This is a genomic window from Actinomycetospora cinnamomea (assembly GCF_003096675.1).
Taxonomy (GTDB): Bacteria; Actinomycetota; Actinomycetes; order Mycobacteriales; family Pseudonocardiaceae; genus Actinomycetospora; species Actinomycetospora cinnamomea.
The window spans coordinates 32,127-54,915 of record NZ_QEKW01000026.1 but is presented as its reverse complement, the minus strand read 5'-3'; the positions used below and the strand labels follow the sequence as shown (position 1 = coordinate 54,915).

Here is a 22,789-nt window from a genome sequence, read left to right as displayed (position 1 = left end):
GATTCTGTCCCTCAGCAAGACAGATCATCGCAGGTCAGGAGCACCTTTCGTCATTCAGACCCCGGTGTCAGAGCCGGTCCGGTGAAAGGCCTGGGGTAGAGCGCCGCCGAGCCCAGCCCGCCGAGGCCGACGACGATCGCGCGGTAGGTCATGTCAGGAGTGTCAGCGGCGCATTCCGTCCACGTCCATCGAAACGTCGAACCTATGATCTTGTACGGTGGGTACATGATCGATCGGCGGTTGCGCGTCCTCGCGGCCATCGCCCGGCACGGCACCGTCACCGCCGCGGCCGAGGTGTGCCGGCTCACCCCGTCGGCGGTCTCGCACCAGATGCAGGCCCTCGCCCGCGAGCTCGACGTCGCGCTGCTCGAGCCCGTCGGGCGCGGGGTGCGCCTCACGCCGGCCGCGCGCACCCTGCTCGAGCACGGCGAGACCCTCGCCGCGCAGTGGGAGCAGGCGAGGGCCGACCTCGCCGCCCACCGCGCCGGCGCCGTGGGCGGGACGCTGCGCTTCGCCGCGTTCTCGTCCGCCGCGGCCGTGGTCGTGCCCAAGGCGCTGGAACACCTGCGGGGCGAGCACCCCCAGATGCGCCTGTACCTGCGCGAGAGCGAGCCCGCCCGCTCGTTCGACCTGCTTGCGGCCGACGACGCCGACCTCGCGGTGGTCGTCGCCACCCCCAGCATCCCGCCGGTGTCCGACCCCGCCTTCGACCAGCACTCGCTGTTCGACGAGCCGCTCGACATCCTCGTCGGCCCCGACCACCCGCTGGTCGGACGCCGCGGCGTCGCCCTGCGCGACCTCGCCGCCGACCCGTGGATCTGCGGCAACGTCGGCCGCGCCTACCACCAGCTCGTCACGCTCGCCTGCACCACCGCGGGCTTCGCGCCGGACATCGCCCACCACGCCGACGAGTGGGACACGGGCGCCGCGCTGGTCGCCCGGGGCTACGGGGTCGCCCTCGTCCCGCGGCTGGCGGATCTGCCCGCCCACCACGACACCCGGCGCCTCCCGATCACGACGCCGCCGGTGCCCACCCGACGGGTCGTCGCCGCCGTCCGCGCCGGCTCGCAGCACCAGCCGGCGATCGCGGCCGGCCTCGACGCGCTGCGCCACGTGGCCGGGACGGCGCTGCCGGCACTCGGCCGGTGAGGTTCGGGCCGGTGAGGTTCGGGCCGGTGAGGTTCGGGCCGGTGAGGTTCGGGCCGGTGAGGTCCCTCCCGGTGAGGTTCCGGACAGTGCGGGCGGTGGGGTGCGCGCAACCGGGTAGGCCCGGCACGTGAGTTCCACCGACGCCTCGGGTGACGCCGCCGCCGCCGACACCTCCCGCGAGGACGCGCCGTCGGGCCGGCACCAGCGCCGGGCCCAGCGGGAGGCGTCCCGCGCCGAGGCGAAGGCCGACGAGGCGGGCCGGGAGGCCGAACGGACCGACGACACGGCCGAGGAGATCGGCAACCGGGCCGAACAGGCCGGGTCGAAGGTCTACAGCGAGCTCGCGGGCCTCGGGACGAGCGGCGAGGGCGAGGCCCCGATCCGCGCCGTCGAGCTGCTCGGCCGGGTCGGGCTGGCCGGCTACGGGCTGGTCCACGTGCTGATCGGGATCATCGCCGGGCACGTCGCGCTGGCCGGCGGGGGTCAGCCCGACCAGCAGGGCGCGCTTCGGGCGCTGGCCGCCGGCACCCCCGGGTTCGTGGGGATCATCGTGGTGGTCGTCGGCCTGGTGGCGTTCGCGGTGTGGCAGGGCGTGGCCGCGGCCACCGGGTTCCGCTGGACCTCGGGGGGCACGCGCTTCCGCAAACGCGTCGGCGCGGGAGCCAAGACCGTCGCCGTGCTGGCCGTCGCCCTCGTCGGGGTCCGGCTGCTCGTGACCGGGTCGTCGGGGTCCTCCAGCTCGGCCGGCTCGGAGAGCCTGACCGCGGGGCTGCTCACGCTGCCCGCGGGCCGGATCCTCGTGGCGGTGCTCGGGGCCGTGGTCGTCGGGATCGCCGTGGCGATGGGCTACACGGGCATCGCGCGGACCTTCTCCGACGATCTCGACTACGACCGCCTGCCCGACCGCCTGCGTCGGCCCGTCGAGGTGCTCGGCGTCGCCGGGCACGTCGCGCGGGCGATCGCCTTCGCCATCGTCGGCGTGCTGTTCGTGGTCGCGGCGTGGCGGGCCGACCCGCGCACGGCGGGTGGGCTCGACCAGGCGCTCACGCTCCTGGCGGGGCAGCCGTTCGGCCCGTTCCTCCTGCTCGTGGTCGGCGTCGGGATCGCGGCGTTCGGTGTCTACTCGTTCGCGGAGTCCTGGACCCGCCGCATCTGAGACGGTATCGGAGACGGCATCTCAGACTGCTCCTGAGACCGCATCGGAGACCGGCCCAGCAGGGCGTCCACCGGCATCAGCAGGGTCCGGGTGATCCGGCCGGACAGGCGCAGCCAGAACCGCAGCGGGCGCGGCACCACGAGGAAGTCCCCGCGACCCGCGGCCCGCAGCACCCGGCGGACCGCGCCGTCGTCCACGGCCGGGTCCTCGTGGCCCTCGGTGGTGACGTGCAGGACCGCGACGCCGTCGCCCTGGTCGTCGCGCTCGACCTCGCCGACGCGCTCGACGAGCCGCCGGATGCCGTGGTTGTCGGTGAGGACCTCGGCGGCGAAGCGCTCGACGCCCTCCTCGGCGGCCCGGCGCGCCAGGTGGTGGGCCAGCTCGGTGCCCAGCCCGCGCTGCTGCCAGTCGTCGGCCACGGTGATCGCCAGCTCGGCGACCACGGGGTCGTCGGCGTCGCGGACCCAGCGGGCCTCGCCGAGCACCGTGCGGTCCCCACCGTCCCCGCCGTCCCCGCCGTCCCCGCCGTCCTCCGGGACGGCGACGAGCGCCTCGTGGTCGCGGTGGTCGACGTCGACCAGCCGGCGCAGCGCCGCCGGCGGGATCGAGGGCTTGCCGGACAGGAAGCGCTGGAAGCGGGAGCTGTCGCCCAGCTCGTCGAACATGCGGCCGAGCCCGGCCTCGTCGTCGGGCTGCAGGCTGCGCACGATCACGGCGTCGCCGGAGCGCAGGCGGACCCGGCGGTGCACCGCCGGCGCGTCGTCGCGTTCTCGGGCCATGCCCCCAGGAAACGGGCAGGGCGCTCGGGGGCCAAGGGGCCGTCGACGAGCCACGGGTTCGTGGTCGGCGGGCGGTCGACAACGGGTACGGCTGCGGGATGACCACCGAGACCCCCGTCGCCGGCGTCCCCGCCGACACCGGCCACCCCCGCGTCGCCGTCGTCACCGGTGCCGACTCCGGCATCGGCCGCGCCACGGCGGTCGCGCTCGCCCGCGACGGCCACGACGTCGGCATCACCCACCGCGACGACGAGAGCGGGGCGCGGGCCACCGCCGCCGAGGTCGAGCGCCTCGGGCGGCGCGCCGCGATCCGGCAGATGGACCTGCGGGAGCTGCCCGCAGCGACCGTCGCCGTCGACGAGCTCGCCGACGAGCTGGGCGGGCTCGGGGTCCTGGTCAACAACGCGGGGACCGGCACCCGCACCCGGGTGGTCGACATGGACTACGACACCTGGCGCGACGTCATCACCATCGACCTGGATGGGGCATTCCTGTGCAGCCGGCTCGCCGCACGGCGGATGGGCGAGGCGAGGCGCGGCGGGCGCATCGTCAACATCACCAGCGTCCACGAGCACGTCCCGCGCGTCGGCGCGGCGCCCTACTGCGCGGCGAAGGCCGGGATCGGGCTGCTCACCAAGGTGCTCGCGCTGGAACTGGGCGAGGACGGGATCACGGTGAACGCGGTGGCGCCCGGCGAGATCGCGACGCCGCTGACCGGGCAGCCCGACCAGGACCCGCGCGAGTCGCCGCGCCCGGGCGCGCCGCTCGGCCGGCCGGGGCACGCCGACGAGGTCGCGGCCGCGGTGGCGTTCCTGGCGAGCCCGGGCGCGGCGTACATCACCGGCACGTCGCAGGTCGTCGACGGCGGCGTGACCCTGATGGGCGCCCAGGCCGGCCTGTCGTTCCCCGACGACTCGTGGCGCCGCCCGTGAGGATGGGACGGTGGGCCGGAGCACCAGCGGAGAGGGATGACGTGGCCGAGGAGCTGCTCCCGATGCTCGCGACCGCGGGGAGCCCGCCGACCGGGCCGGGCTGGGCGGTCGAGTTCAAGTGGGACGGGGTGCGCGCGCTGATCGCGACCGGCCCGGACGGGGTGCGGATCACCAGCCGTAACGGCAACGACGTCACCGCCGGCTACCCGGAGTTCGCGGGGCTCGGCGACGGCCGCGACCTGCTGCTCGACGGCGAGATCGTGGCGATGGACGACCAGGGCCGTCCGAGCTTCGGGCGGCTCCAGCAGCGCATGCACGTCCGGGCGCCGAACGCGCACCTGCTCGCCGCGGTGCCCGTCTCGCTCTACCTGTTCGACCTGCTCCGCTCCGACGGCGAGGACACGCGCGACCGGCCGTGGGACGAGCGCCGCGCGCGGCTCGAGGCGCTGGGCGCCGACACGTGGCCCCGCGTGGCGGTGTCGCCGTCGTTCACCGACGTGGCCCCGGCCAAGGTGCTCGAGGTCGCGAAGGCCCACGGCATCGAGGGGATCGTCGCCAAGCGCCGCAGCGCCCGCTACGAGGCCGGCCGGCGGTCCTCGGCGTGGGTGAAGACCGCGGTGCTGTCCACCCAGGAGGTCGTCCTGGGCGGCTGGACGCCCGGCCGCGGGCGGCGGGGTTCGACGGTCGGCTCCCTGCTGCTCGGCGCGCGGGACGCCGAGGGGCGGCTGCGCTACCTCGGGCACGTGGGCACCGGCTTCACCGAGGCCATGCTGCGCGCGCTGCAGGAGCGGCTGGCACCGCTGCAGCGCAAGGACAGCCCGTTCGACGAGACCGTCCCGCGCGAGCACGCCCGCGACGCCCGCTGGGTCGAACCGCGGCTCGTCGGCGAGGTCGAGTACCGCAACGTGACCCCCGACGGTCGTCTGCGGCACGCGTCGTGGCGGGGTCTGCGCCCGGACCGCGACCCCGAGGAGATCCGCATCGACCTGCCGCTGGCGGCGCCCACGGCGACGCCGTCGACCGGGACCTCGGCGCCCGACCGGCTCGCGACCTACCAGCGCATGCGCGACTTCACGGCGACCCCCGAGCCCGCGGGCGGTGACCCGAGCCCCGGCGAGCCGATCTTCGTGGTGCAGCGGCACCGCGCGCGGCGCCTGCACTACGACTTCCGCCTGGAGATCGACGGGGCCCTGGCCAGCTGGGCCGTGCCCCGCGGCCCGACGCTGGACCCGTCGGCGCGGCACATGGCGGTCCACACCGAGGACCACCCCATGGACTACGCCTGGTTCGAGGGCGTGATCCCCAAGGGCCAGTACGGCGGTGGCGACGTCGTGGTCTGGGACCGCGGGACCTGGACGCCCGCCAAGACCGGCGACCCCGCGGCCGCCGTCGCCGCCGGTGAGCTGCACTTCGACCTGCACGGCGAGAAGCTCGCGGGGCGCTTCGCCCTGGTCCGCCGACGGTCGCGCGACGCCTCGAAGGAGGAGTGGATGCTCGTGCACAAGCACGACGACCACGCCGTCGAGGGCTGGGACCCCGAGGAGCACCCGCGGTCGGTGCTCTCCGGGCGCACCAACGACGAGGTCGCCGCGGCCCCGGCGGCGATGTGGCAGAGCGGCGCCCCCGCCGCGACCGCCGAGGTGCCGCTGGCCGCCGCCGACACCCGCGCCCAGGCGGGGGCCACCGAGGACGAGCTGGCCGCCCTCGACGCCCTCGGCGCCAAGGGCACGTGGACCGTCGGCGGGCGTGAGCTCGCGCTGACCAACCTGGACAAGGTCCTGTTCCCCGGCGACGGGGGAGCGCCCGTGACCAAGCGCGAGCTCGTCCGCTACCACGCGTGCGTCGCCCCCTTCCTGCTGCCGTACCTCGCGGGGCGGCCGGTCAACCTGCACCGCTACCCCGACGGCACGGCCCGCGCCGGGTTCTGGCAGAAGGAGGTGCCCGACCACGCACCGACGTGGCTGCGGCGCTGGCACAACCCCGAGGCGGAGCCCGACGAGACCCAGAACTACTTCGTGCTCGACAGCACCGCGGCGCTGGTGTGGATGGCCAACTACGGGGCGATCGAGCTGCACCCCTGGACCTCGCGGCTGCCCGACGTGCACCAGCCGACCTGGGCTCTCATCGACATCGACCCCGGGCCGGCCGTGGGGTTCGCCGACGTGCTGACCCTCGCCCGGCTCTACCGCGCGGCGCTGGCGCACCTGGACGTCGACGCGGCCCCCAAGGTGACCGGCAAGCGCGGGGTGCAGATCTGGGTGCCGATCGCCGACGGCTACACCTTCGACGACACCCGCGCCTGGGTGGAGAAGCTCTCCCGCGCCGTCGGACAGATCCGACCGGAGCTCGTGTCCTGGGAGTGGCACACCGACCGCCGCCGCGGGCTGGCCCGGCTCGACTACACGCAGAACGCCATCAACAAGACCCTGGTCGCGCCGTTCAGCCCCCGGCCCGCCCCCGGCGCGCCGGTCTCGATGACCCTGGCCTGGGACGAGCTCGACGACCCCGACCTGCGCCCGGACCGCTGGACGATCCGCACCGCGCTCGACCGGCTGCCCGACGTCGGGGACCCGCTGCGCCCCCTCGTCGGCCGCGCCCAGATCCTGCCGGCTCTCTGACCCACGCCGCACACTGACGCGATGGCGCGGTCGAGCTCGGGGGAGTCGGTCCTCGAGCGCGCGGTGCGCATCCTCGAGGCGTTCACCCCGGAGGCCCCCGCGCTGCAGGTCTCCGAGGTCGCGCGGCGTGCGGGGCTCCCGCTGGCCACGGCGTCGCGGATGGTCGCGGAGCTCGTCGAGCACGGCCTGCTGGCTCGCGACGCCGACCGCCGCGTGCGGGTGGGGACGCGGCTCTGGGAGCTGGGCTCGCGGGCGTCGCCGACGCTGTCGCTGCGCGAGACCGCGATGCCGGTGATGGAGCAGCTGCAGCACGCGATCGGCCACCACACCCAGCTCGGGGTGCTCGACGGCGACGAGGTGCTGTTCGTCGAGCGCCTCAGCGCCGAGCAGGCGGTCATCAACTACACCCGCATCGCGGCGCGTCTGCCGCTGCACGCGTCGTCATCGGGGCTGGTGCTGCTGGCGTACGGATCGGCGGTGCTGCAGGAGCGGGTGCTGGCGGCGCCGCGGCACCGCTACACCTCCGCGACCGTGGTCGAGGCCGGGGCGCTGCGGGCGCTGCTCGCCGACGTGCGCAAGCAGGGCTTCGCCTTCTGCCCGGGTCACATCCACCCCGACGCCACCGGGATGGCGGTGCCGGTCCGCGATGCGGCACGTCAGGTCGTCGCCGCCGTCTCGGTGATCGTCCCCAACGACGAGCGTGCCCGCGGTCACCTCCCGTCCCTCACCGCCGCGGCCCGCCGGATCGGCCGGCGTCTCGACGACCGTCCCATTGGGTGAGAACGCCGTTCCGCCCGTGGCCCGGCGCTTCGCATGCTCACCGCGTGACGCGAGCGGGGAGGCGGACGTGGGCGACCAGCTGACGGTGGTGGACAAGGCCGTCGCGGCCGAGGGGGTCGTCACCCTGGCCCTGGCTCGGCCCGACGGCGGGCGCCTGCCCGACTGGGCGCCCGGCGCGCACATCGACGTCACCCTGCCCACGGGCGCGACCCGGCAGTACTCGCTGTGCGGCGACCGCTGGGACGCCCACACCTACCGCATCGGCGTGCTGCGCGAGGTCGACGGCCGCGGCGGCTCGGCGTACGTGCACGACGAGCTCGCCGTGGGCGACGTCGTGGCGTTCGGCGGGCCGCGCAACGACTTCGCGATGGTCCCCTCGACGCGCTACCTGTTCGTCGCCGGCGGCATCGGGATCACGCCGCTGCTGCCGATGGTGCACCAGGCCGACCTGGTCGGTGCCGACTGGGCGCTGCTCTACGGCGGGCGCAGCCGGCGCTCGATGGCGTTCCTCGACGACCTCGCCCACTACGGCGATCGCGTGCACCTGCACCCGCAGGACGAGGCCGGCCTGCTGCCGCTGGCCGCGTGGCTGGGCGGGGCGCGCGACGACACCGTCGTCTACTGCTGCGGACCCGGGCCGCTGCTCGCCGCCGTCGAGGACGCGACGGCGCACCGGCCGCCGCACCGCCTGCGCACCGAGCGCTTCGCCGCCGCCGAGCTCGGCGCCCCGGTGCGCGACGAGCCGTTCGAGGTCGAGCTCGCGCGCACGGGGACCACGGTGACCGTGACCCCGCAGCTCTCCGTGCTCGAGGCCGCGCGGCGCGCCGGGGCGACCACCCTGTCCTCGTGCGAGCAGGGCGTCTGCGGCACGTGCGAGACCACCGTGCTGGCGGGCGTGCCCGACCACCGCGACACGCTGCTCGCCGACCACGAGCGCGCCGCGGGCGACTGCATGTTCCCGTGCGTGTCCCGGTCGTGCACCGACCGCCTCGTGCTCGACCTGTAGAGGAGGAGCGATGACCGCCACCGCGCCGTCGACGATCCCCACCGTCGACGTCGACCCGTTCTCCCACGAGGTCCTCGCCGACCCGCTGCCGATGCAGGGCGCGCTGCGGGACGCGGGCCCGCTGGTGTGGCTGCCGCGCTACGACCTCTACGCCGTGGCCCGCTACGCCGAGGTCCGCGCGGCGCTGGTCGACTGGCAGCGCTTCCCCTCGAGCGCCGGGGTGGGCCTGTCGAACTTCCGCTACTCCGAGCCGTGGCGCCCGCCGTCGCTGCTGCTCGAGGCCGACCCGCCCCACCACGACGCGCCGCGCGCCGTCCTCGCCCCGATCCTGTCGCCGCGGGCGCTGCGCCGGCTGCGCGCACAATGGTTCGCCGACGCCGAGGACCTCGTCGCCGGGCTGCTCGACGGCGCCGGCCGCGTCGTCGAGCTCGACGCGATCGCCGACCTGGCCGAGGCGTTCCCGCTGCGCGTGTTCCCCGACGCCGTCGGCCTGCCCGCCGAGGGCCGCGAGAACCTCCTGCCCTACGGCGACCACGCGTTCAACGCGTTCGGGCCGGCCAACGACCTCGTGGCCAAGGGCGCGCCGCGGGTCGCCGAGCTCTCGGCGTGGGTGGCCGCGCAGTGCGCCCGCGACGTGCTCACCGACGACGGATTCGGCGCGGCGATCTGGGCGGCGTCCGACCGGGGCGACATCACCCCGGCGCAGGCGCCGCTGATCGTGCGCTCGCTGCTGACCGCGGGGGTGGACACCACCGTGCACGGCCTCGGCGCCTGCCTCGCCGCGCTGGCGACCCACCCCGCGCAGTGGGAGCGCCTGCGCGCCCGGCCGGACCGCGCCCGGGTGGCCTTCGACGAGGCGGTGCGCTGGGAGTCGCCGGTGCAGACGTTCTTCCGCACCGCCGACGTCGACGTGCCGATCGGCGGCGCCGTCGTCCCCGAGGGCCACAAGATCCTGATGCTGCTCGGTGCCGCCAACCGGGACCCGCGGCACTGGGACGCCCCGGACGCCTACGACCTCGACCGTGACCCCCCCGGGCACGTCGGCTTCGGGATGGGAATCCACCAGTGCGTCGGCCAGCACGTCGCCCGGCTCGAGGCCGAGGCGCTGTTCGCCGCGCTGACGCGCCGGGTCGAGCGCCTCGAGCCCGCCGGAGAGCCGACGCGCCACCACAACAACACCCTGCGCGCCTGGGAGTCGCTGCCGGTGCGGTTGCACCTGGCTTCCTGATCCCGTCAACCCGCTGAGGGGTGCCTCGAGGCTGACGAGGAAAATGGTGTCCGCGCATTTCGCCGGACATTCAGTGCGCGGAACGACGACCTCGGCGCAGCGTCCCGCGGACCCGGCCGGGAACAACGACGCCCCGGCACCGATCTCGGTGCCGGGGCGTCGTCGTGGCCCACCTCCCCGCCGGGGAGGGCAGCGATCAGAGTCGGCCGTTCCCGCGCGTCGTCGGCGCGGCGCTCGGGGCGTCGGCACCGCCGTAGGGGTCCGCGTAGGGGTCGCCGTACGGGTCGCCCGGCTGGGTGACACGCGTGGTCTGCTCGCTCGGGCCGGCGGCGTGGGCGCCGCCCGGGCCGCCGGACGGCGCGTACTGCTGGGTGTACTGCTGGGCCTCGGCCTGGCCGCGCTCGCGCCCGACCTGCACGTCCTGCCGGACCTGCTCGCGGTTCTGCTGGGCGCGGCGGTAGCCGGAGTTGACCAGGTCGGCGGCGGCGTCGCGGCCGCCGAGCCCGAAGGCCAGCGCGGAGCCGAGCGCGACCGCGCCGATGAGGGCGATGTAGGTGGCGGTGACGATGACCGGGGCGATGCCGAGCTGGTTGAGGATCATGAACACGGCGATGGCCATGACCAGCGTCGGGGCCGCCGAGCGCACGACGCGCCCGGTGGGGGTGTCGCCCATGGTGCGCTGCACCAGCCCGCCGACGGCGGCGGCGACGGCCGCGGCGACCAGGAAGATCAGCAGCGCGGCGAGCACGTTGGGCAGGTAGGACAGGACCAGGGTCACGAACCCGGTGACCGCGGGGATGTTCAGGGTGCCGACCGCGGAGACGATCACGAAGACCATCAGGACGTACTGCACGACCAGCCCGACGAGCTGGGAGGGCTTGCCCTGCGGGGAGAAGCGGGCGACGTATTCGCCGCCCTTGCCGTGGGTGAGCTTGTCGTCGACGCGGACCTTGCGCAGCAGTCGGCTGATACCCGCGCGGATCAACCGGGCGATGAGGTAGCCGATGAGCAGGACCAGCAGGGCGCCGATCACGTTCGGGATGTAGCTCAGGAAGGTGGTGAACGCATTCTGCAGCGACTGCAGGATGTTGAACCCTCCACCGGAGGGTGCGGGTGCGGTGGGCATCTATTCTCCTCGGTCGTTCGGCCGGAACGGGCGTTTCCCGATCGGCGGGTGTTTCGAAACCGCGGAAGAGAAAGGCCACCGGGAATTCACCCGGAGGCCCACGCCACCCGCGGCGTCCGCCGAAGCGGACCTGCCCCGCGGCCGGGGTGGCGTGGGCTCCCGCGGACCGCGTCAGCGGCCGGGTGTGTCCCTCGTACCGCGGTCGGCGGTGACGGTGCTGTCGTCGGCCTCGATCTGCTCCTTGCGGACGTCCTCCGCGACCTGCTCCTCGCCGCGCTCGACGTCCTTGCTCATCCGGACGCGCTCCTTGGGCACGGTCTCCTTGCCGACCACGGGGCGCTCCTCGTGCAGGACGACCTCGTGCTCCTCCTCGGAGATCGCCGGCCCGTCGGTCGCGGCGTCGCGGTTGGACTCGGTGATCGGCTCGCGCTCGACGCGCACCTCCTCCCGCGTGACGGGCACGGTGTGGGTCTCGGTCTCGGTGACCACGTACTTGCGCAGCCGGGCGCGGCCGCGCTCCTCGCTGCGGGTGCCGACCCGCAGCTCCTCCTCGGAGCGGGTCATCGCCTCGTCCGTGGTCGGCCCCGAGGTGTCGTGACCCACGGCGCCCTGCTCGTGCTGGAGCCCGGTCCACGACCCCTGATCGGTGGTGCCGCCGTCCCCGCTGCGCGCGGTGGTGGAGCCGGCGGTGGTGTACGGGATGTCGTAGTGCTCGAACAGCCGCTGCTCGTCCTGCTCGGAGAGCTCGGTGTCCGGGTCGATGTGGGGAGCCTGCTGCGCCTGGTCCTTGTCGACGGCCGCGCGCAGGTCGTCGCCCTCGGCCTGCGCGCCGCGCAGCGGGACGAACGTCTGCTTCGTGCCGAGCAGGCCGGTGTGGACCAGCGCCCACTCGGCCTGCCCGCCCTCGTGGTCGAGGTAGATCTCGACGATGCGGCCGATCTTGCTGCCGTGGGTGTCGTGGAGGGTGCGGCCCCGGTACTCCACCCAGCCCGGTCGTGTCTGCGTCATCGGCGACGCTCCCTTGCGGATCGTGTGCTTCGTCGACCCACGGAGCCCGGACGCCCCGACCACCGTGGTGATCTCGGGGTGCTCCCCGTGCTCGCGACGGGGTCGATTCCCCGCGGATGCGGGGTCCTCCGGCGGCGCCGCGGGCTCGACGCGACCGGATGCGACCGGGGGTGTGCCACCGGAGGACGGACGAAACGCCCACGGCGAGACAGGGTGCGAGCGGCGGTCGCCGGCGGTGACGAACGGGCCAACGGGGTGGCGCCACCGGCCCACGAGCACGCAGCGCGGCCAGGGCCTCCGAGGTAATGGCGCGGCTGCCACGAGCCGTCCTCCACACGCGGACGTGACGCCGTCGATGCGGGGTCGGCCCGGCACGCACGGCACCGTTAGGGTCGCACGTCCAGGCTCCGGGCAGGGGAAGAGTGACGAGCATGGTGTTCGCCGAGGACGGTGCGCGGCTGCGCGAGTTCCTGACCACGGGACGGCGGTTCGCCTCCGCCGAGGACGTCGACGAGGTGCTGCAGCTCATCCTCACCGCCGCCGTGGACACGTCACCGGGCACCGACCTCGCGGGCGTCCTCCTGCTCGAGGGTCGCGGCAGGATCGTCTCGCCGGCCACCACCGACGAGGTGGTCAACGAGCTCGACCAGGTGCAGGCCGAGCACAACGAGGGCCCGTGCGTGGAGTCGATCTACGACGATGAGATGGTGCTCGTCCAGGACTTCTCCGAGCGCCTCGACGACTGGCCCCACTTCGCGAAGCGGGCCCTCGACCTCGACGTCCACGGCTCGCTGTCCTTCCAGCTCTACAGCGAGGGCTCCCGGGCCGGCTCGCTCAACCTCTTCAGCCGCCGCCCCCACGCCTTCGGCGAGGAGGACCGGATCCTCGGTGCCCTCTTCGCGAACCAGGCGGGGCTCGCGCTGCGGGGCGCCCAGCGGGCGGCCCAGCTCGACCGGGCCGTGGCCTCGCGCGACGTCATCGGCACCGCCAAGGGCATCCTCATGGAGCGCTTCGGCGTCGACGACGACGAGGCCTTCCAGCGTCTCGTGCGCAGCTCGCAGGAGACCAACATCAAGCTCGTCGACGTCGCCCGGTGGCTGGTCGGCGAGCAGTCGGGCAAGAGGACCGCGAACGGCTGAGCCGGCGCGGGTTCACGGGCGTCCCCGACCGGGCACGCTGCGTGTCCGGTGGTCGTCGGGTGGCCGGTGCCGGGGTGCGCCCCGAGCGCGCCGAGCTCCGGTTCACCAGCGCAGCCGGGCGGGGCGGCTCCGTCGGTTGTGGGCGTTCCTGCAGCCGCGGGGTCGTCACCGCGTCGTTACCGCGCGATCCGGGCCACACTGGTCACCGTCCCGTGCACCCCCGGAGCGGAACAGGTGGCCATGAGCGAGCTGGAGCAGTTGTCGATGCTGGTCGGCGGCGAGCCGACCGGTGCCCTGTCCGGACGCACCTTCGCGTCCACCAACCCCTACACGGGGCAGGCCTGGGCGAGCATCCCCGACGGCGGCCCCGAGGACATCGACGCCGCCGTGGCCGCCGCCCGCGCCGCGCTCGACGGCGAGTGGGGCCGGATGACGGGGTTCGCCCGCGCCGCCTGCCTGCGCCGGCTGGCCGACCTGATCACCGAGAACGCCGAGCGCCTGGCGCGGCTCGAGGTCAACGACTCGGGAAAGCTCTACCGCGAGATGCTCGGGCAGCTGCAGGGCCTCGGCGGGTGGTACCACTACTACGCCGGGCTGGCCGACAAGATCGAGGGCGCGCAGATCCCCAGCCCCAACCCGAACTACCTCGTCTACACCCGCCGCGAACCGGTCGGCGTCGTCGCCGCGATCACGCCCTGGAACTCGCCGCTGCTGCTGATGAGCTGGAAGGTGGCGCCGGCCCTGGCCGCGGGCTGCACCGTGGTGATCAAGCCGTCCGAGCACGCGCCCGGCTCGACGCTCGGGTTCGCCGAGCTCATCGCGCAGGCCGGGATGCCCGCGGGGGTGGTCAACGTGGTGACCTCGGAGGACGGTGCCGTCGGGGCGCACCTCGCCGCGCACCCGGACGTCGACAAGGTCGCCTTCACCGGCTCGACGGCCACCGGGCGGAAGGTGGCCGCCGCCGCGGCCGAGAACCTCAACCCGGCGACGCTCGAGCTCGGCGGCAAGTCCCCCCAGGTCGTGTTCGCCGACGCCGACCTGCAGGCCGCCGCCAACGGGCTGGTCGCCGGGGTGTTCGCCGCCACCGGGCAGACCTGCATGGCCGGCTCGCGACTGGTGGTGCACGCCGACGTCCACGACGAGCTCGTGCGGCTCGTGGCCGAGCGCGCGTCGCAGATCAAGCTGGGTGACCCGTTCGACCCCGAGACCGAGATGGGCCCCGTGGCCAACGGCCCGCAGTACGAGAAGGTCCTGGGCTACCTCTCCACGGCGCGCGACGAGGGCGCCACCGTCGCGTACGGCGGGTCGTCGGAGGAGTCGCTGGGCGGCTACTTCGTCCAGCCCACGGTGCTCTCGGTCAAGCCCACCGACACCGTCTTCCGCGAGGAGGTGTTCGGCCCCGTGCTCGCCGCGGTGACGTTCACCGACGAGGACGAGGCGGTGAAACTGGCCAACGACACCCCGTACGGGCTCGCCGGCGCGGTGTGGACCAAGGACGTGCACCGCGCCCACCGCGTCGCGGCGCGGATCAAGGCCGGCACGGTGTGGATCAACGCCTACCGCGTCGTCGCGCCCAGCGTTCCCTTCGGCGGCTACAAGGACTCCGGGCTCGGCCGCGAGAACGGCGTCGCCGCGATCGACGCCTACCTGGAGACCAAGGCGGTGTGGGTGGAGCTCACCGGGGGGACACGGGACCCCTTCACCCTGGGCTGACCCCCAGGTGGCGGGCCACCGTGCGGGCCGCGGCCTCGGGGTCGTCGCCGAGGCCCTCGGGGAGCGCGCCGTGGATCCACAGCGTCGCGAACCCGTGCACGAGCGACCACGCGGCGAGCCCGGCCGTCCGGACCTCGTCGGCGCTGCGCCCCGGCCCTCGCTCGCTCGCTCCCCGGTAGAGGACCGCCCCCGCGCGGGTCCGACCCGCGATGACGGCGGGATCGTCGGGGCGGTGGAGCTCCGGGCGATACATGATCTCGAAGTGCGCGCGGTGCTCGACCGCGAACCGCACGTAGGCCACGCCGACCTCGAGGAAGTCACCGCCGCTGCGGCGGTGCGCCTCGTGCAGCCGGTCGGCCAGCAGCTCCTGCCCCTCGGCGGCGATCGCGGTGAGCAGGCCGGCCTTGTCCCCGAAGTGGTGCGCCGGCGCCGCGTGCGAGACCCCGGCCCGGCGGGCGAGGTCGCGCAGGCTGATGGCGGCCGGGCCGGCCTCGGCGATGACGTCGATGGCCGCATCGAGCACGGCGCGACGCAGATCCCCGTGGTGGTACGGACGAGCAGGCGCCATCTCCCGAGCGTAGCGCGCATCTTTCCGTTGACTAGATGCAGGGCGGGAGCACAAACTAGGCACTGACAAGTTCCCGTACGGGAGGAGTGCCCGATGGAACCGCTCATCACCCTGGTCCTGGTCACGGGCGCACTGTGGGCTCTCGGAGCCCTCGGGGTGCGCCCGCTGAGGCCGTGGCCGACGGCCCTGCGGGGTGGACTGGCCGCCATGTTCGTCCTGACCGGCGTGGCTCACTTCGTCGGGAAGCGGGCGGAGCTGATCGCCATGGTGCCGCCGTTCCTGCCGGCGCCGGCGCTGTTGGTCACCGTCACGGGGGTGCTGGAGCTGGCCGGGGCGGCGGGACTGCTCTGGTCGCGCACCGCGCCCTGGGCCGCCGCCGGGCTCAGCGTCCTGCTCGTCGCGATGTTCCCCGCCAACGTCCACAAGGCCCTCACCGTGGTCCCGCTGGGGTTCGACGACCAGCTGGTGCCGCGCACCGCGCTGCAGCTGGTCTTCCTCGCCGCGACCCTGGCCGTCGTCGGCCGGCACGTGCACGAGCTCCGCCGCCACCGTGCGACGGAGCCGTCCGGCGAGCGTGGCGCGATGATTCCGGGCGCGACCGCCCGTCCCACCGGGTGACGGACCGGAGCAGGGAGGGCGATCGTGGGCGATGTCTGGCCGATGGTGCACGCGGAGCGCGTGGCGCTGATCGGCGACCTGGAGAGCGTGGAGGACGAGCGCTTCGCCGAACCCTCCCTCTGCGAGGGGTGGACGGTGCACGACGTCGTCGCCCACCTCGTGGACGGCGCCCGCGCCACCCGCCTCGGGTTCGTGGTGGGCCTGGCGCGGGCGGGGTTCGACTTCGACCGGCTGAACGCCCACGGCGTCGCCCGGGAGCGCGGGGCGGCACCGCGGGAGACCCTGGCGCGCCTCGCCGCGGTGGCGTCCCGCACCTCGACCCCACCCGCGCCCCTCGACACCCGCCTCGTCGAGGAGGTCGTGCACGGCGAGGACGTCCGCCGCCCGCTGGGGATCACGTACCGCTACCCGCCGGAGGCGGTCGTCCGGGCGCTGCGTCTCCAGGTCCGCACGTCGGCGTCGTTCGGCGGCGCGAAGGAGAAGGTCGCGGGTGTGCGGTTGCGGGCGCTCGACGCCGACCTCGCCATCGGTGACGGCCCGGAGGTGCGCGGCAGCGCGCTGGCCCTCCTGCTCGCGGTCTCCGGGCGCCCGGTGGGGCCGGACGAGCTCGGGGGCGCCGGGCTCGGCGCGCTCGCGAGGGGTCGTTGATCGCCCGCGCATCACCACGCGACGCGTCGGGTACCAGCGCTCGTCGCGGTCGACGCCCAGCTGCCGCTCGAGGTCCCGGAGCGAGTGGCGAGGTGGTGCGACGTGCGCGTGCGTGCGGCGGTGCTGGACGAGGCCGGCGGCAGGATGCGGCCGACGGAGCTGGAGCTGGATCCACCCCGGGGGGACGAGGTCCTCGTGCGGATCGCGGCGACGGGCGTGTGCGCGAGCGACGCCCACACGCGGTCGGGGCGGATCCCGTCCCCGCTGCCCGCGGTCCTCGGGCACGAGGGCGCCGGGGTCGTCGCGGCGGTGGGGACGCGGTGACGCACGTGGCGCTCGGTGACCACGTGGCGCTCTCGTGGATGCCGTCGTGCGGCTGGTGCCGGGCGTGCGCGGCCGGGCGCCCGGTGCTCTGCACCCGCAACGCCCCGGCGCTCCTGACCGGCACCCTGCTCGACGGCACGGTGCGCTGGCGGGAGGACGGCCGCGACGTGCACCACTACTCGTTCCTGTCCACGTTCGCCGAGCACACCGTCGTGCCCGCGGCCAGCGCGATCCCGATCCCGGTGGACGTGCCGTTCCCCGTCGTCGCACTCGCGGGCTGCGCCGTCCTCACCGGGTACGGCGCGGTGGTGAACCGCGCCCGACCTGCCCCCGGCGACGGCGTGCTCGTCTACGGCGCGGGCGGCGTCGGGCTCAGCGCGATCATGGCCGCGCACCTCTCCGGCGCCGACCCCGTGATCGTCTGCGAGCCGCGCTCGTCCGCGGCCGAGGCGGCCCTCGCCCTCGGCGCGACCGCCGTCGTCCGGCCCGACGAGGACGTCGTCGCCGCGGTCCGCGACCTCACCGCGGGCGCCGGCGCCGACGTCACGATCGACGCGGTGGGCCGGGAGGGCCTGCTCGAGGAGGCCTTCGACGCCACCGCGCCGGGCGGGACGATCGTGTGCGTCGGGGTGCCGGCACCCGAGGCGCGCGCGAGCGTGCCCGCGGCACGGTTCGTGCGGGAGGAGAAGTACCTGACCGGCAGCCTCTACGGCTCGAGCCGGCCCGCATGCGACATCCCGCACCTGCTGCGGCTCTGGTCCTCGGGCCGGCTGCCGATCGACCGGCTCGTGTCGGCGACCTACGCTCTCGACGAGGTCGGTCAGGCGCTCGACGACCTGGAGGGCGGTCGCGTCCGCCGCGGCGTGGTCGTCGTGGACGACGGGGTCGAGGGGTGGGCCGCATGAGCGGACGGTCGGTGGACGGGCGGCTCAGCCAGGGCTGGGGCGGCACGGCGCCGAACGGCGTGCACGTCAACGTCGTCCTCGCCGAGCGAGCCTCGCCCACCGCGGCCGCGCTCACCACCGCGTTCGCGGCGCCGCGGGCGGGGTTCACGCCGATCCTCGTGAGCCTGGGCCCCGACCAGCCGTCCTACGAGACGCTGCTCCCGCCCACGGTGATGCTGAACAAGGTGCCGGTCGAGGACGAGCGGTTCGGCGGCCTCGTGGCCGGTGCCTGCCAGGTCGGGATCGCGCGGGCGGTGCTCGACACGGTGGCGGCGGGCCTGCTGGAGGCCGACCAGGAGACGGTCGTGTTCGTGTCGCTGTGGCTCGACACCGACGCGCAGGACGAGCAGGCCGTGTGCGCGGCCGCCCGGGAGGCCACCGCGGCGGCCCTGCGGGAGGCCGTGGAGGGCCGTGACCCGGATGCGGCCCGGGCGTTGGTCGATGGCCGGGAGAGCGTGACGCACCCGTTCTACGGGGGCTGAACTCCTCGCCTCGCCCACGCCGAGGAGCGCAGCAGGCGCAGGCCGTTGAGGGCGACGAGGACCGTCGAGCCCTCGTGTCCCGCGACGCCGAGGGGCAGGGGCAGGTGGCCCACGAGGTCCCAGACCACGAGCCCGGTGATGATCGTGCCCGCGAGGACGAGGTTGGCGATCACCACCCGGCGGGCGCGGTGGGCGAGGTCGAGCAGGGCGGGCAGCGTGGTCAGGTCGTCCCGGACCACCACGACGTCGGCGGCGCCGAGGGTGAGGTCGGCGCCGCCCTGACCCATGGCCGCACCGACGTCGGCGGCGGCCAGGGCGGGCGCGTCGTTGACGCCGTCGCCGACGACGAGCACGCGGTCGCCGTTACTGCGGTGGCGCTCGATGGCGGCGACCTTGTCCGCGGGCAGCAGCCCGGCGTGGACGTCGTCGATGCCGACCGCGTCGGCGGTGCGCCACGCGGCGCGTGGGTTGTCGCCGGTCAGCAGCACCGGGGGCGTCGGCGTGCGCGCGGCGAGGGCGGCCACGGTGCCCGCGGCCCCGGGGCGCAGCGCGTCGTGCACCGCGAGCACGGCGACCGGAAAGCCGTCGGCGCGGACCACGACCGCGGTACCGCCGTCGTCCTCGATCTCGCGCACCGGGTCGGGTGGGTGCTCGCCGGGCCGCCCGGCCTCGATCACCCGGCCCCCGACGGTCGCGCGCACGCCGTGCCCGGGTCGCGCGGTGAAGGCGGCCGCCGGCGGGAGGTCGAGACCCCGGTCCCGGGCGGCGGCGACGATCGCGCGGGCCAGGGGGTGCTCGCTGGAGTGCTCGGCGGCCGCGGCCGCCGCGAGCGCCGCGTCGGCGTCCCAGCGCCCGTCGACGACGTGGACCGCGGTCAGCGCGGGGCGGCCGCGGGTGAGGGTGCCGGTCTTGTCGAGGGCGACGGCGGTGATCGTGCCGAGCTGCTCCATGACCTCCGCGGACTTGACCAGCACGCCGTGACGGCCCGCGGTGGCGATCGCGGCCAGCAGCGGCGGCATCGTCGAGAGCACCACCGCGCAGGGCGAGGCGACGATCATGAACGTCATCGCGCGCAGGAGGGCGTCGGCGAGCTCCTCGCCGAGCACCACCGGGACGCCGAACACGGCCAGGGTGGCCACGACGACGCCGGCCGAGTAGCGCTGCTCGATCTTCTCGATCCACCGTTGGGTGCGCGCCTTCGTGGCCGAGGCCTGCTCGACGAGCGTGGCGATGCGCGCGACGACCGAGTCGCCTGCCTCGCGGACGACCCGCACCCGCAGCGCGCCGGTGCCGTTGAGGGTGCCGGCGAACACCTCGTCGCCCGGACCCTTGGCGGCAGGCAGCGGCTCGCCGGTGATCGTGGCCTGGTCGACCTCGCCGGTCCCGGCGACCACGACCGCATCGGCACCGACCATCTCCCCGGGCCGCACCAGCACGAGGTCGCCGGCGGCCAGCTCGCCCGCCGTGACGCTCTCCTCCTCCCCGGTCGCGGGGTCGAGGCGGGTGGCGCGGTCCGGGGCGAGCTCGAGCAGGCCGCGCACCGAGGACTCGGTGCGCGCGGTGGCCCAGGCCTCGAGGGCCCCGGAGGTCGCGAAGATGACGATCAGCAGCCCGCCGTCGAGCACCTGCCCGATCGCCGCGGCGCCGAGGGCGGCCACGATCATCAGCAGGTCGACGTCGAGGGTCCGCTCGCGCAGGGCCTTCAGGCCCGACCACGCGGGCTCCCAGCCGCCGGTGACGTAGCAGCCGACGTAGAGCGGGGCCCACACCCAGCTCGGCGCCCCGAGCAGCTGCACCGGGACCGCCAGCGCGAACAACAGCACCGACGCGCCCGCCCACCGGGCCTCGGGCAGGCGCAGCAGGGCGCTCGCGGCACCGGGCGGTCGGGGGAGGGTCCGGGCCCGTGCCGCGGTCGGCGGGGCGTCGTCGATCGTCTCGGTCGCGTCGTGCACGCATGAACGATGGATCAGACGTTCATGCTCCCACAGCTCAGCAGGCGGTGAGATCGGGCCTGGGTAGGCTCCGGCCATGGGTCACGGGGTCTCGTCCGGGGTGCGCCCGGCGACCGACGGCGAGCTCCAGCGCGTCGCCGAGACCCTTCATGCGCTCAGCACGCCCAGCCGGCTGCGCATCCTGCTGCACCTGGTCGAGGGTCCCTGCGCGGCCGGGGAGCTGGCCGTCGCGGTCGGGATGGAGCAGTCCGCGGTGTCCCACCAGCTGCGCGTCCTGCGCCAGCTCGGGCTCGTCGTCGGCACCCGCAGCGGGCGGTCGGTCAGCTACCGGCTCTACGACGACCACGTCGCCCAGCTCCTCGACGAGGCGCGCTACCACGTCGAGCACCTCCGCCTCCGCACCGCCGATTGACCGCCGGCGGGGTCGCTCAGCGGTGGCCGCGCAGGCCCAGGGTGCTCAGCCAGCCCGCGATGCCGTCCAGGGCCGCCTTGGCGCCGGCCTCGGTCTCCGGGGCCGGGGTGAACGTGCGCGCCTCGCCCTCGCCCGAGACCTTCTGGGCCGCGAAGGGGATGGGGACGGTGGCCGGGACCGGCACCATGCGCAGCGCGAGGAGGACCGGCAGGAGGGCCTCGGTGGCGCGCGCACCGGCGGCCACACCGCCGTAGCCGAGCAGCGCCACCGGCTTTCCGGCCCACTCCTGGTTGAGGTGGTCGAGCGCGTTCTTCAGCGCGGCGTTGTAGCTGTGGTTGTACTCGGGGTGCACGATCGCGAACGCGTCGGCGCGGGCGACCGTGGCGCTGAAGGCCTTCGTCGAGTCCAGCGTGTAGCGCCCGAGGCGGGGGTGCTCCGGCTCGGCGAACATCGGCAGGTCGACGTCGGCGAGGTCGACGATCTCGACCTCGAACGCGTCGTGCTCCCGCGCGTACTCCGCGAACCAGCGCGCGATCGGCTCGCCGACCCGCCCCGGGCGGGTGCTGGCGACGATGATCTGCAACAGCGGGCGGCGATCGGCCTCCGTCATGGAGTCCCTCCGGGTCGCGGGATCGTTGTTCCTACAACCATCCCCCCTCCCGGTCGCGCGCGCACGACGGGGTGGGCTCGCCCCGCGCGCCGTGCCGGTCGAGCTCGGCGCGCAGCCCCTGCCACGGCGTGCGGTCGGGCAGCGCCTCGCGCAGCGCCACGGCCCGCCGGGCGACCTCGGTGTCGCCGTCGGCGAGCAGCGCCTCGAACCGGGCGTCGAGCACCCAGGAGGAGTCGGTCGTGGTGTGCGCGGCGACGGCGTCGAGGAAGACGTCGAGGGCGCGGGCCCGCTGCGCCAGGTGGTCGCCCGGCAGGGACACCCAGTCGAGCTCGCCCTGCCAGAGCCGCCGGCGCACCCCCGGCGCCTCGACGTCCAGCACCGTGCCGAACGGCTCGGGCTCGTCGCCCTCCTGCGGGCGCACGTCGGCGACCTCGTGCGCCAGCCGCAGCACGTTGTCGTCGGTGAGCGAGGCCCCGACGATCAGCAGGTGCCGGGTGAGCATCATCGACTCCAGCACCGACGCCATCGGCCGGGCCAGCGTCTCGTGCCGGACGAAGTCGCGCCGGGCCAGCACGATGCTCTCGGGGTGCCCGACGTCGCCGTTGAGCTTGAGCAGCCAGGGGCGGCCGCCGCGCGGGCGCTGCCACGGCATCACCAGCGGCGGCGAGTCGGCGGCCGCGGCGGCCATCTCGAAGCACTGGTCGTAGTTGGTGGTCGCCGCCTCGCCGCACCCGAGCGAGGCGAGCAGGGCGTGGCCCAGGGCGTGGCGGGACGCGGTGGAGCGCTCGGCGACGATCCGGCCGAAGCGGTCGCCGAGCACGCGGCGCAGCAGCTCCCCCTGGTCCAGAGGGTGCAGGCCGTGGAACGAGTCGTCGGAGAGCTCGGGGCAGGCCTCGAGGCAGGCGCGCAGCAGCTGCGGCCACCCCGGCAGCCCGGCGGGGATGCTCACCCCGGCACCGAAGAACAGCGCCAGCTCGCCGCGCCGTGCCCGCGCGGCCAGCGACTCGGCCCGCACCAGGAGCTCCTCGTGGAGCGGCCAGCGCCGCCGGCGACGTCGCAGGGACTGCACCGCGCCGTGGACCGCCGCGTCCGGGGTCACGAAGGCGATGTCGACGTTGCTCGCGGCGACGACCTCGTCGGCGACGTCGAGCAGCCCGCGGATCACCGCGCCGCGGTCGTCGCCGAAGCCCCCGGCGCCGATCCCGACGACGGGTAGCAGCACCAGCGGCAGCAGCCGCTCCGGGGCGGGCCGCACCGACCCGGCGATGTCGGCGAGCACCGCGCGCACCCCGTCCAGCAGCCAGTCCAGCCGCGCGCCCGGCGGTCGGGACACGTCGAGGAACCACACCCGCTCGCCGCCGCGCCCGTGGCGGACCCCGTCCCGTCCCCAGCCGGCCGGACGGTGCTGCTCGACGTCGCCGCCCAGGACCGCTCGCCACGTGGGGGAGAAGCCGAACTCCGGGCCCGTGGGCACCACGGCCGCCTCGTGGCGCAGCAGCTCGATGCGGCCGTGGACGGCGAAGACGTGGCCGCCGCGACGCGGGTCCGGGAACGGCCCTCGGTGTACGTGATCGCCGGGCTGCACCCGGGCGGGTGC

Annotated in this window: 21 protein-coding genes and 1 pseudogene; 15 read left to right on the top strand and 7 right to left on the bottom strand. The window is 75.1% G+C overall.

Annotated elements, in window-relative coordinates; all coding sequences use genetic code 11:
* The first annotated feature begins 225 nt into the window (after positions 1-225).
* Positions 226-1,149, top strand: a complete 924-nt coding sequence (locus tag C8D89_RS26860; protein WP_116711209.1) for a LysR family transcriptional regulator — start codon at positions 226-228, stop codon at positions 1,147-1,149.
* Between the two features lie 127 nt (positions 1,150-1,276).
* Positions 1,277-2,305, top strand: a complete 1,029-nt coding sequence (locus C8D89_RS26855; protein ID WP_116711208.1) for a DUF1206 domain-containing protein — start codon at positions 1,277-1,279, stop codon at positions 2,303-2,305.
* Here C8D89_RS26855 and C8D89_RS26850 read toward each other — a convergent pair.
* Positions 2,269-3,084 (bottom strand): GNAT family N-acetyltransferase, encoded by an 816-nt coding sequence (locus C8D89_RS26850; RefSeq protein WP_116711207.1) that lies wholly within the window; start codon positions 3,082-3,084, stop codon positions 2,269-2,271. The two genes, C8D89_RS26855 and C8D89_RS26850, sit on opposite strands and share 37 nt — an antisense overlap.
* 98 nt (positions 3,085-3,182) lie before the next feature.
* Here C8D89_RS26850 and C8D89_RS26845 point away from each other — a divergent pair, with 98 nt between their 5' ends.
* The 5 genes from C8D89_RS26845 (at position 3,183) to C8D89_RS26820 (ending at position 9,648) form a co-directional block, all read left to right on the top strand.
* Complete coding sequence (locus C8D89_RS26845) at positions 3,183-4,016, top strand: SDR family oxidoreductase (protein ID WP_116711206.1); 834 nt, start codon at positions 3,183-3,185, stop codon at positions 4,014-4,016.
* Between the two features lie 41 nt (positions 4,017-4,057).
* Positions 4,058-6,634 (top strand): non-homologous end-joining DNA ligase, encoded by a 2,577-nt coding sequence (gene ligD / locus C8D89_RS30585; RefSeq protein WP_243418410.1) that lies wholly within the window; start codon positions 4,058-4,060, stop codon positions 6,632-6,634.
* A 21-nt stretch (positions 6,635-6,655) separates the two neighbouring features.
* Positions 6,656-7,414, top strand: a complete 759-nt coding sequence (locus C8D89_RS26830) for an IclR family transcriptional regulator (RefSeq protein ID WP_116711205.1) — start codon at positions 6,656-6,658, stop codon at positions 7,412-7,414.
* Between the two features lie 67 nt (positions 7,415-7,481).
* The gene (locus tag C8D89_RS26825) at positions 7,482-8,420 is read left to right on the top strand and encodes a PDR/VanB family oxidoreductase (protein ID WP_165825962.1); all 939 of its coding nucleotides are present in this window, start codon (positions 7,482-7,484) and stop codon (positions 8,418-8,420) included.
* A 10-nt stretch (positions 8,421-8,430) separates the two neighbouring features.
* Positions 8,431-9,648 (top strand): cytochrome P450, encoded by a 1,218-nt coding sequence (locus tag C8D89_RS26820; RefSeq protein ID WP_116711204.1) that lies wholly within the window; start codon positions 8,431-8,433, stop codon positions 9,646-9,648.
* A 196-nt stretch (positions 9,649-9,844) separates the two neighbouring features.
* Here the strand turns inward: C8D89_RS26820 and C8D89_RS26815 are convergent, their stop codons facing one another.
* Together C8D89_RS26815 and C8D89_RS26810 are read right to left on the bottom strand one after the other, a co-directional pair.
* Positions 9,845-10,774, bottom strand: coding sequence for a mechanosensitive ion channel family protein (locus tag C8D89_RS26815; RefSeq protein ID WP_116711203.1), 930 nt, complete (start codon positions 10,772-10,774; stop codon positions 9,845-9,847).
* Between the two features lie 171 nt (positions 10,775-10,945).
* Positions 10,946-11,782, bottom strand: coding sequence for a DUF2382 domain-containing protein (locus tag C8D89_RS26810; RefSeq protein ID WP_116711202.1), 837 nt, complete (start codon positions 11,780-11,782; stop codon positions 10,946-10,948).
* 431 nt (positions 11,783-12,213) lie between these two features.
* Here C8D89_RS26810 and C8D89_RS26805 point away from each other — a divergent pair, with 431 nt between their 5' ends.
* Positions 12,214-12,921 carry a GAF and ANTAR domain-containing protein gene (locus C8D89_RS26805; protein ID WP_116711201.1) on the top strand — a complete coding sequence of 236 codons (708 nt, stop codon included), beginning with the start codon at positions 12,214-12,216 and terminating at the stop codon, positions 12,919-12,921.
* Between the two features lie 240 nt (positions 12,922-13,161).
* Positions 13,162-14,634: an aldehyde dehydrogenase gene (locus C8D89_RS26800; protein WP_116711214.1), complete on the top strand. Its 1,473-nt coding sequence runs from the start codon at positions 13,162-13,164 to the stop codon at positions 14,632-14,634.
* Here C8D89_RS26800 and C8D89_RS26795 read toward each other — a convergent pair.
* The gene (locus C8D89_RS26795; RefSeq protein ID WP_116711200.1) at positions 14,621-15,202 is read right to left on the bottom strand and encodes a TetR/AcrR family transcriptional regulator; all 582 of its coding nucleotides are present in this window, start codon (positions 15,200-15,202) and stop codon (positions 14,621-14,623) included. The genes C8D89_RS26800 and C8D89_RS26795 overlap by 14 nt on opposite strands.
* 93 nt (positions 15,203-15,295) lie before the next feature.
* Between C8D89_RS26795 and C8D89_RS26790 the strand changes: the two genes are divergently transcribed.
* The 5 genes and pseudogenes from C8D89_RS26790 to C8D89_RS26775 all read left to right on the top strand — a co-directional run bounded on the left by C8D89_RS26790 (position 15,296) and on the right by C8D89_RS26775 (position 18,218).
* On the top strand, positions 15,296-15,820 hold the full coding sequence (locus C8D89_RS26790) for a DoxX family protein (RefSeq protein ID WP_116711199.1): 525 nt from the start codon (positions 15,296-15,298) through the stop codon (positions 15,818-15,820).
* A gap of 24 nt (positions 15,821-15,844) precedes the next feature.
* Positions 15,845-16,468 carry a maleylpyruvate isomerase family mycothiol-dependent enzyme gene (locus tag C8D89_RS26785; protein ID WP_116711198.1) on the top strand — a complete coding sequence of 208 codons (624 nt, stop codon included), beginning with the start codon at positions 15,845-15,847 and terminating at the stop codon, positions 16,466-16,468.
* A 144-nt stretch (positions 16,469-16,612) separates the two neighbouring features.
* Positions 16,613-16,974: pseudogene (locus tag C8D89_RS31255) on the top strand (alcohol dehydrogenase catalytic domain-containing protein); the annotation flags it as partial.
* Entirely contained in the window at positions 16,960-17,697 is a 738-nt protein-coding gene (locus tag C8D89_RS26780; protein ID WP_423717292.1) for a zinc-binding dehydrogenase, read from the top strand. The pseudogene C8D89_RS31255 and the gene C8D89_RS26780, both read left to right, overlap by 15 nt.
* The gene (locus C8D89_RS26775) at positions 17,694-18,218 is read left to right on the top strand and encodes a formaldehyde-activating enzyme (RefSeq protein WP_133252082.1); all 525 of its coding nucleotides are present in this window, start codon (positions 17,694-17,696) and stop codon (positions 18,216-18,218) included. Before C8D89_RS26780 ends, C8D89_RS26775 begins: the two co-directional genes overlap by 4 nt.
* On the opposite strand, the gene C8D89_RS26770 is transcribed toward C8D89_RS26775, so the two are convergent.
* Positions 18,206-20,170: a heavy metal translocating P-type ATPase gene (locus C8D89_RS26770; protein WP_423717289.1), complete on the bottom strand. Its 1,965-nt coding sequence runs from the start codon at positions 20,168-20,170 to the stop codon at positions 18,206-18,208. The genes C8D89_RS26775 and C8D89_RS26770 overlap by 13 nt on opposite strands.
* Positions 20,171-20,246: 76 nt before the next feature.
* Here C8D89_RS26770 and C8D89_RS26765 point away from each other — a divergent pair, with 76 nt between their 5' ends.
* Positions 20,247-20,582 carry an ArsR/SmtB family transcription factor gene (locus C8D89_RS26765; protein WP_116711195.1) on the top strand — a complete coding sequence of 112 codons (336 nt, stop codon included), beginning with the start codon at positions 20,247-20,249 and terminating at the stop codon, positions 20,580-20,582.
* A gap of 16 nt (positions 20,583-20,598) precedes the next feature.
* On the opposite strand, the gene C8D89_RS26760 is transcribed toward C8D89_RS26765, so the two are convergent.
* Together C8D89_RS26760 and C8D89_RS26755 are read right to left on the bottom strand one after the other, a co-directional pair.
* Positions 20,599-21,192, bottom strand: coding sequence for an NADPH-dependent FMN reductase (locus C8D89_RS26760; RefSeq protein WP_116711194.1), 594 nt, complete (start codon positions 21,190-21,192; stop codon positions 20,599-20,601).
* Positions 21,193-21,223: 31 nt separating this feature from the next.
* Complete coding sequence (locus C8D89_RS26755) at positions 21,224-22,777, bottom strand: SIR2 family NAD-dependent protein deacylase (RefSeq protein WP_116711193.1); 1,554 nt, start codon at positions 22,775-22,777, stop codon at positions 21,224-21,226.
* Positions 22,778-22,789: the final 12 nt, after the last annotated feature.

Excerpts from the sequence above, each read along its gene's own strand:
- C8D89_RS26860 (WP_116711209.1), top strand. The coding sequence starts at position 226 with ATGATCGATCGGCGGTTGCGCGTCCTCGCGGCCATCGCCCGGCACGGC.
- C8D89_RS26850 (WP_116711207.1), bottom strand. The coding sequence starts at position 3,084 with ATGGCCCGAGAACGCGACGACGCGCCGGCGGTGCACCGCCGGGTCCGC.
- C8D89_RS26845 (WP_116711206.1), top strand. The coding sequence starts at position 3,183 with ATGACCACCGAGACCCCCGTCGCCGGCGTCCCCGCCGACACCGGCCAC.
- C8D89_RS26830 (WP_116711205.1), top strand. The coding sequence starts at position 6,656 with ATGGCGCGGTCGAGCTCGGGGGAGTCGGTCCTCGAGCGCGCGGTGCGC.
- C8D89_RS26820 (WP_116711204.1), top strand. The coding sequence starts at position 8,431 with ATGACCGCCACCGCGCCGTCGACGATCCCCACCGTCGACGTCGACCCG.
- C8D89_RS26815 (WP_116711203.1), bottom strand. The coding sequence starts at position 10,774 with ATGCCCACCGCACCCGCACCCTCCGGTGGAGGGTTCAACATCCTGCAG.
- C8D89_RS26810 (WP_116711202.1), bottom strand. The coding sequence starts at position 11,782 with ATGACGCAGACACGACCGGGCTGGGTGGAGTACCGGGGCCGCACCCTC.
- C8D89_RS26805 (WP_116711201.1), top strand. The coding sequence starts at position 12,214 with ATGGTGTTCGCCGAGGACGGTGCGCGGCTGCGCGAGTTCCTGACCACG.
- C8D89_RS26800 (WP_116711214.1), top strand. The coding sequence starts at position 13,162 with ATGAGCGAGCTGGAGCAGTTGTCGATGCTGGTCGGCGGCGAGCCGACC.
- C8D89_RS26795 (WP_116711200.1), bottom strand. The coding sequence starts at position 15,202 with ATGGCGCCTGCTCGTCCGTACCACCACGGGGATCTGCGTCGCGCCGTG.
- C8D89_RS26790 (WP_116711199.1), top strand. The coding sequence starts at position 15,296 with ATGGAACCGCTCATCACCCTGGTCCTGGTCACGGGCGCACTGTGGGCT.
- C8D89_RS26775 (WP_133252082.1), top strand. The coding sequence starts at position 17,694 with ATGAGCGGACGGTCGGTGGACGGGCGGCTCAGCCAGGGCTGGGGCGGC.
- C8D89_RS26765 (WP_116711195.1), top strand. The coding sequence starts at position 20,247 with ATGGGTCACGGGGTCTCGTCCGGGGTGCGCCCGGCGACCGACGGCGAG.
- C8D89_RS26760 (WP_116711194.1), bottom strand. The coding sequence starts at position 21,192 with ATGACGGAGGCCGATCGCCGCCCGCTGTTGCAGATCATCGTCGCCAGC.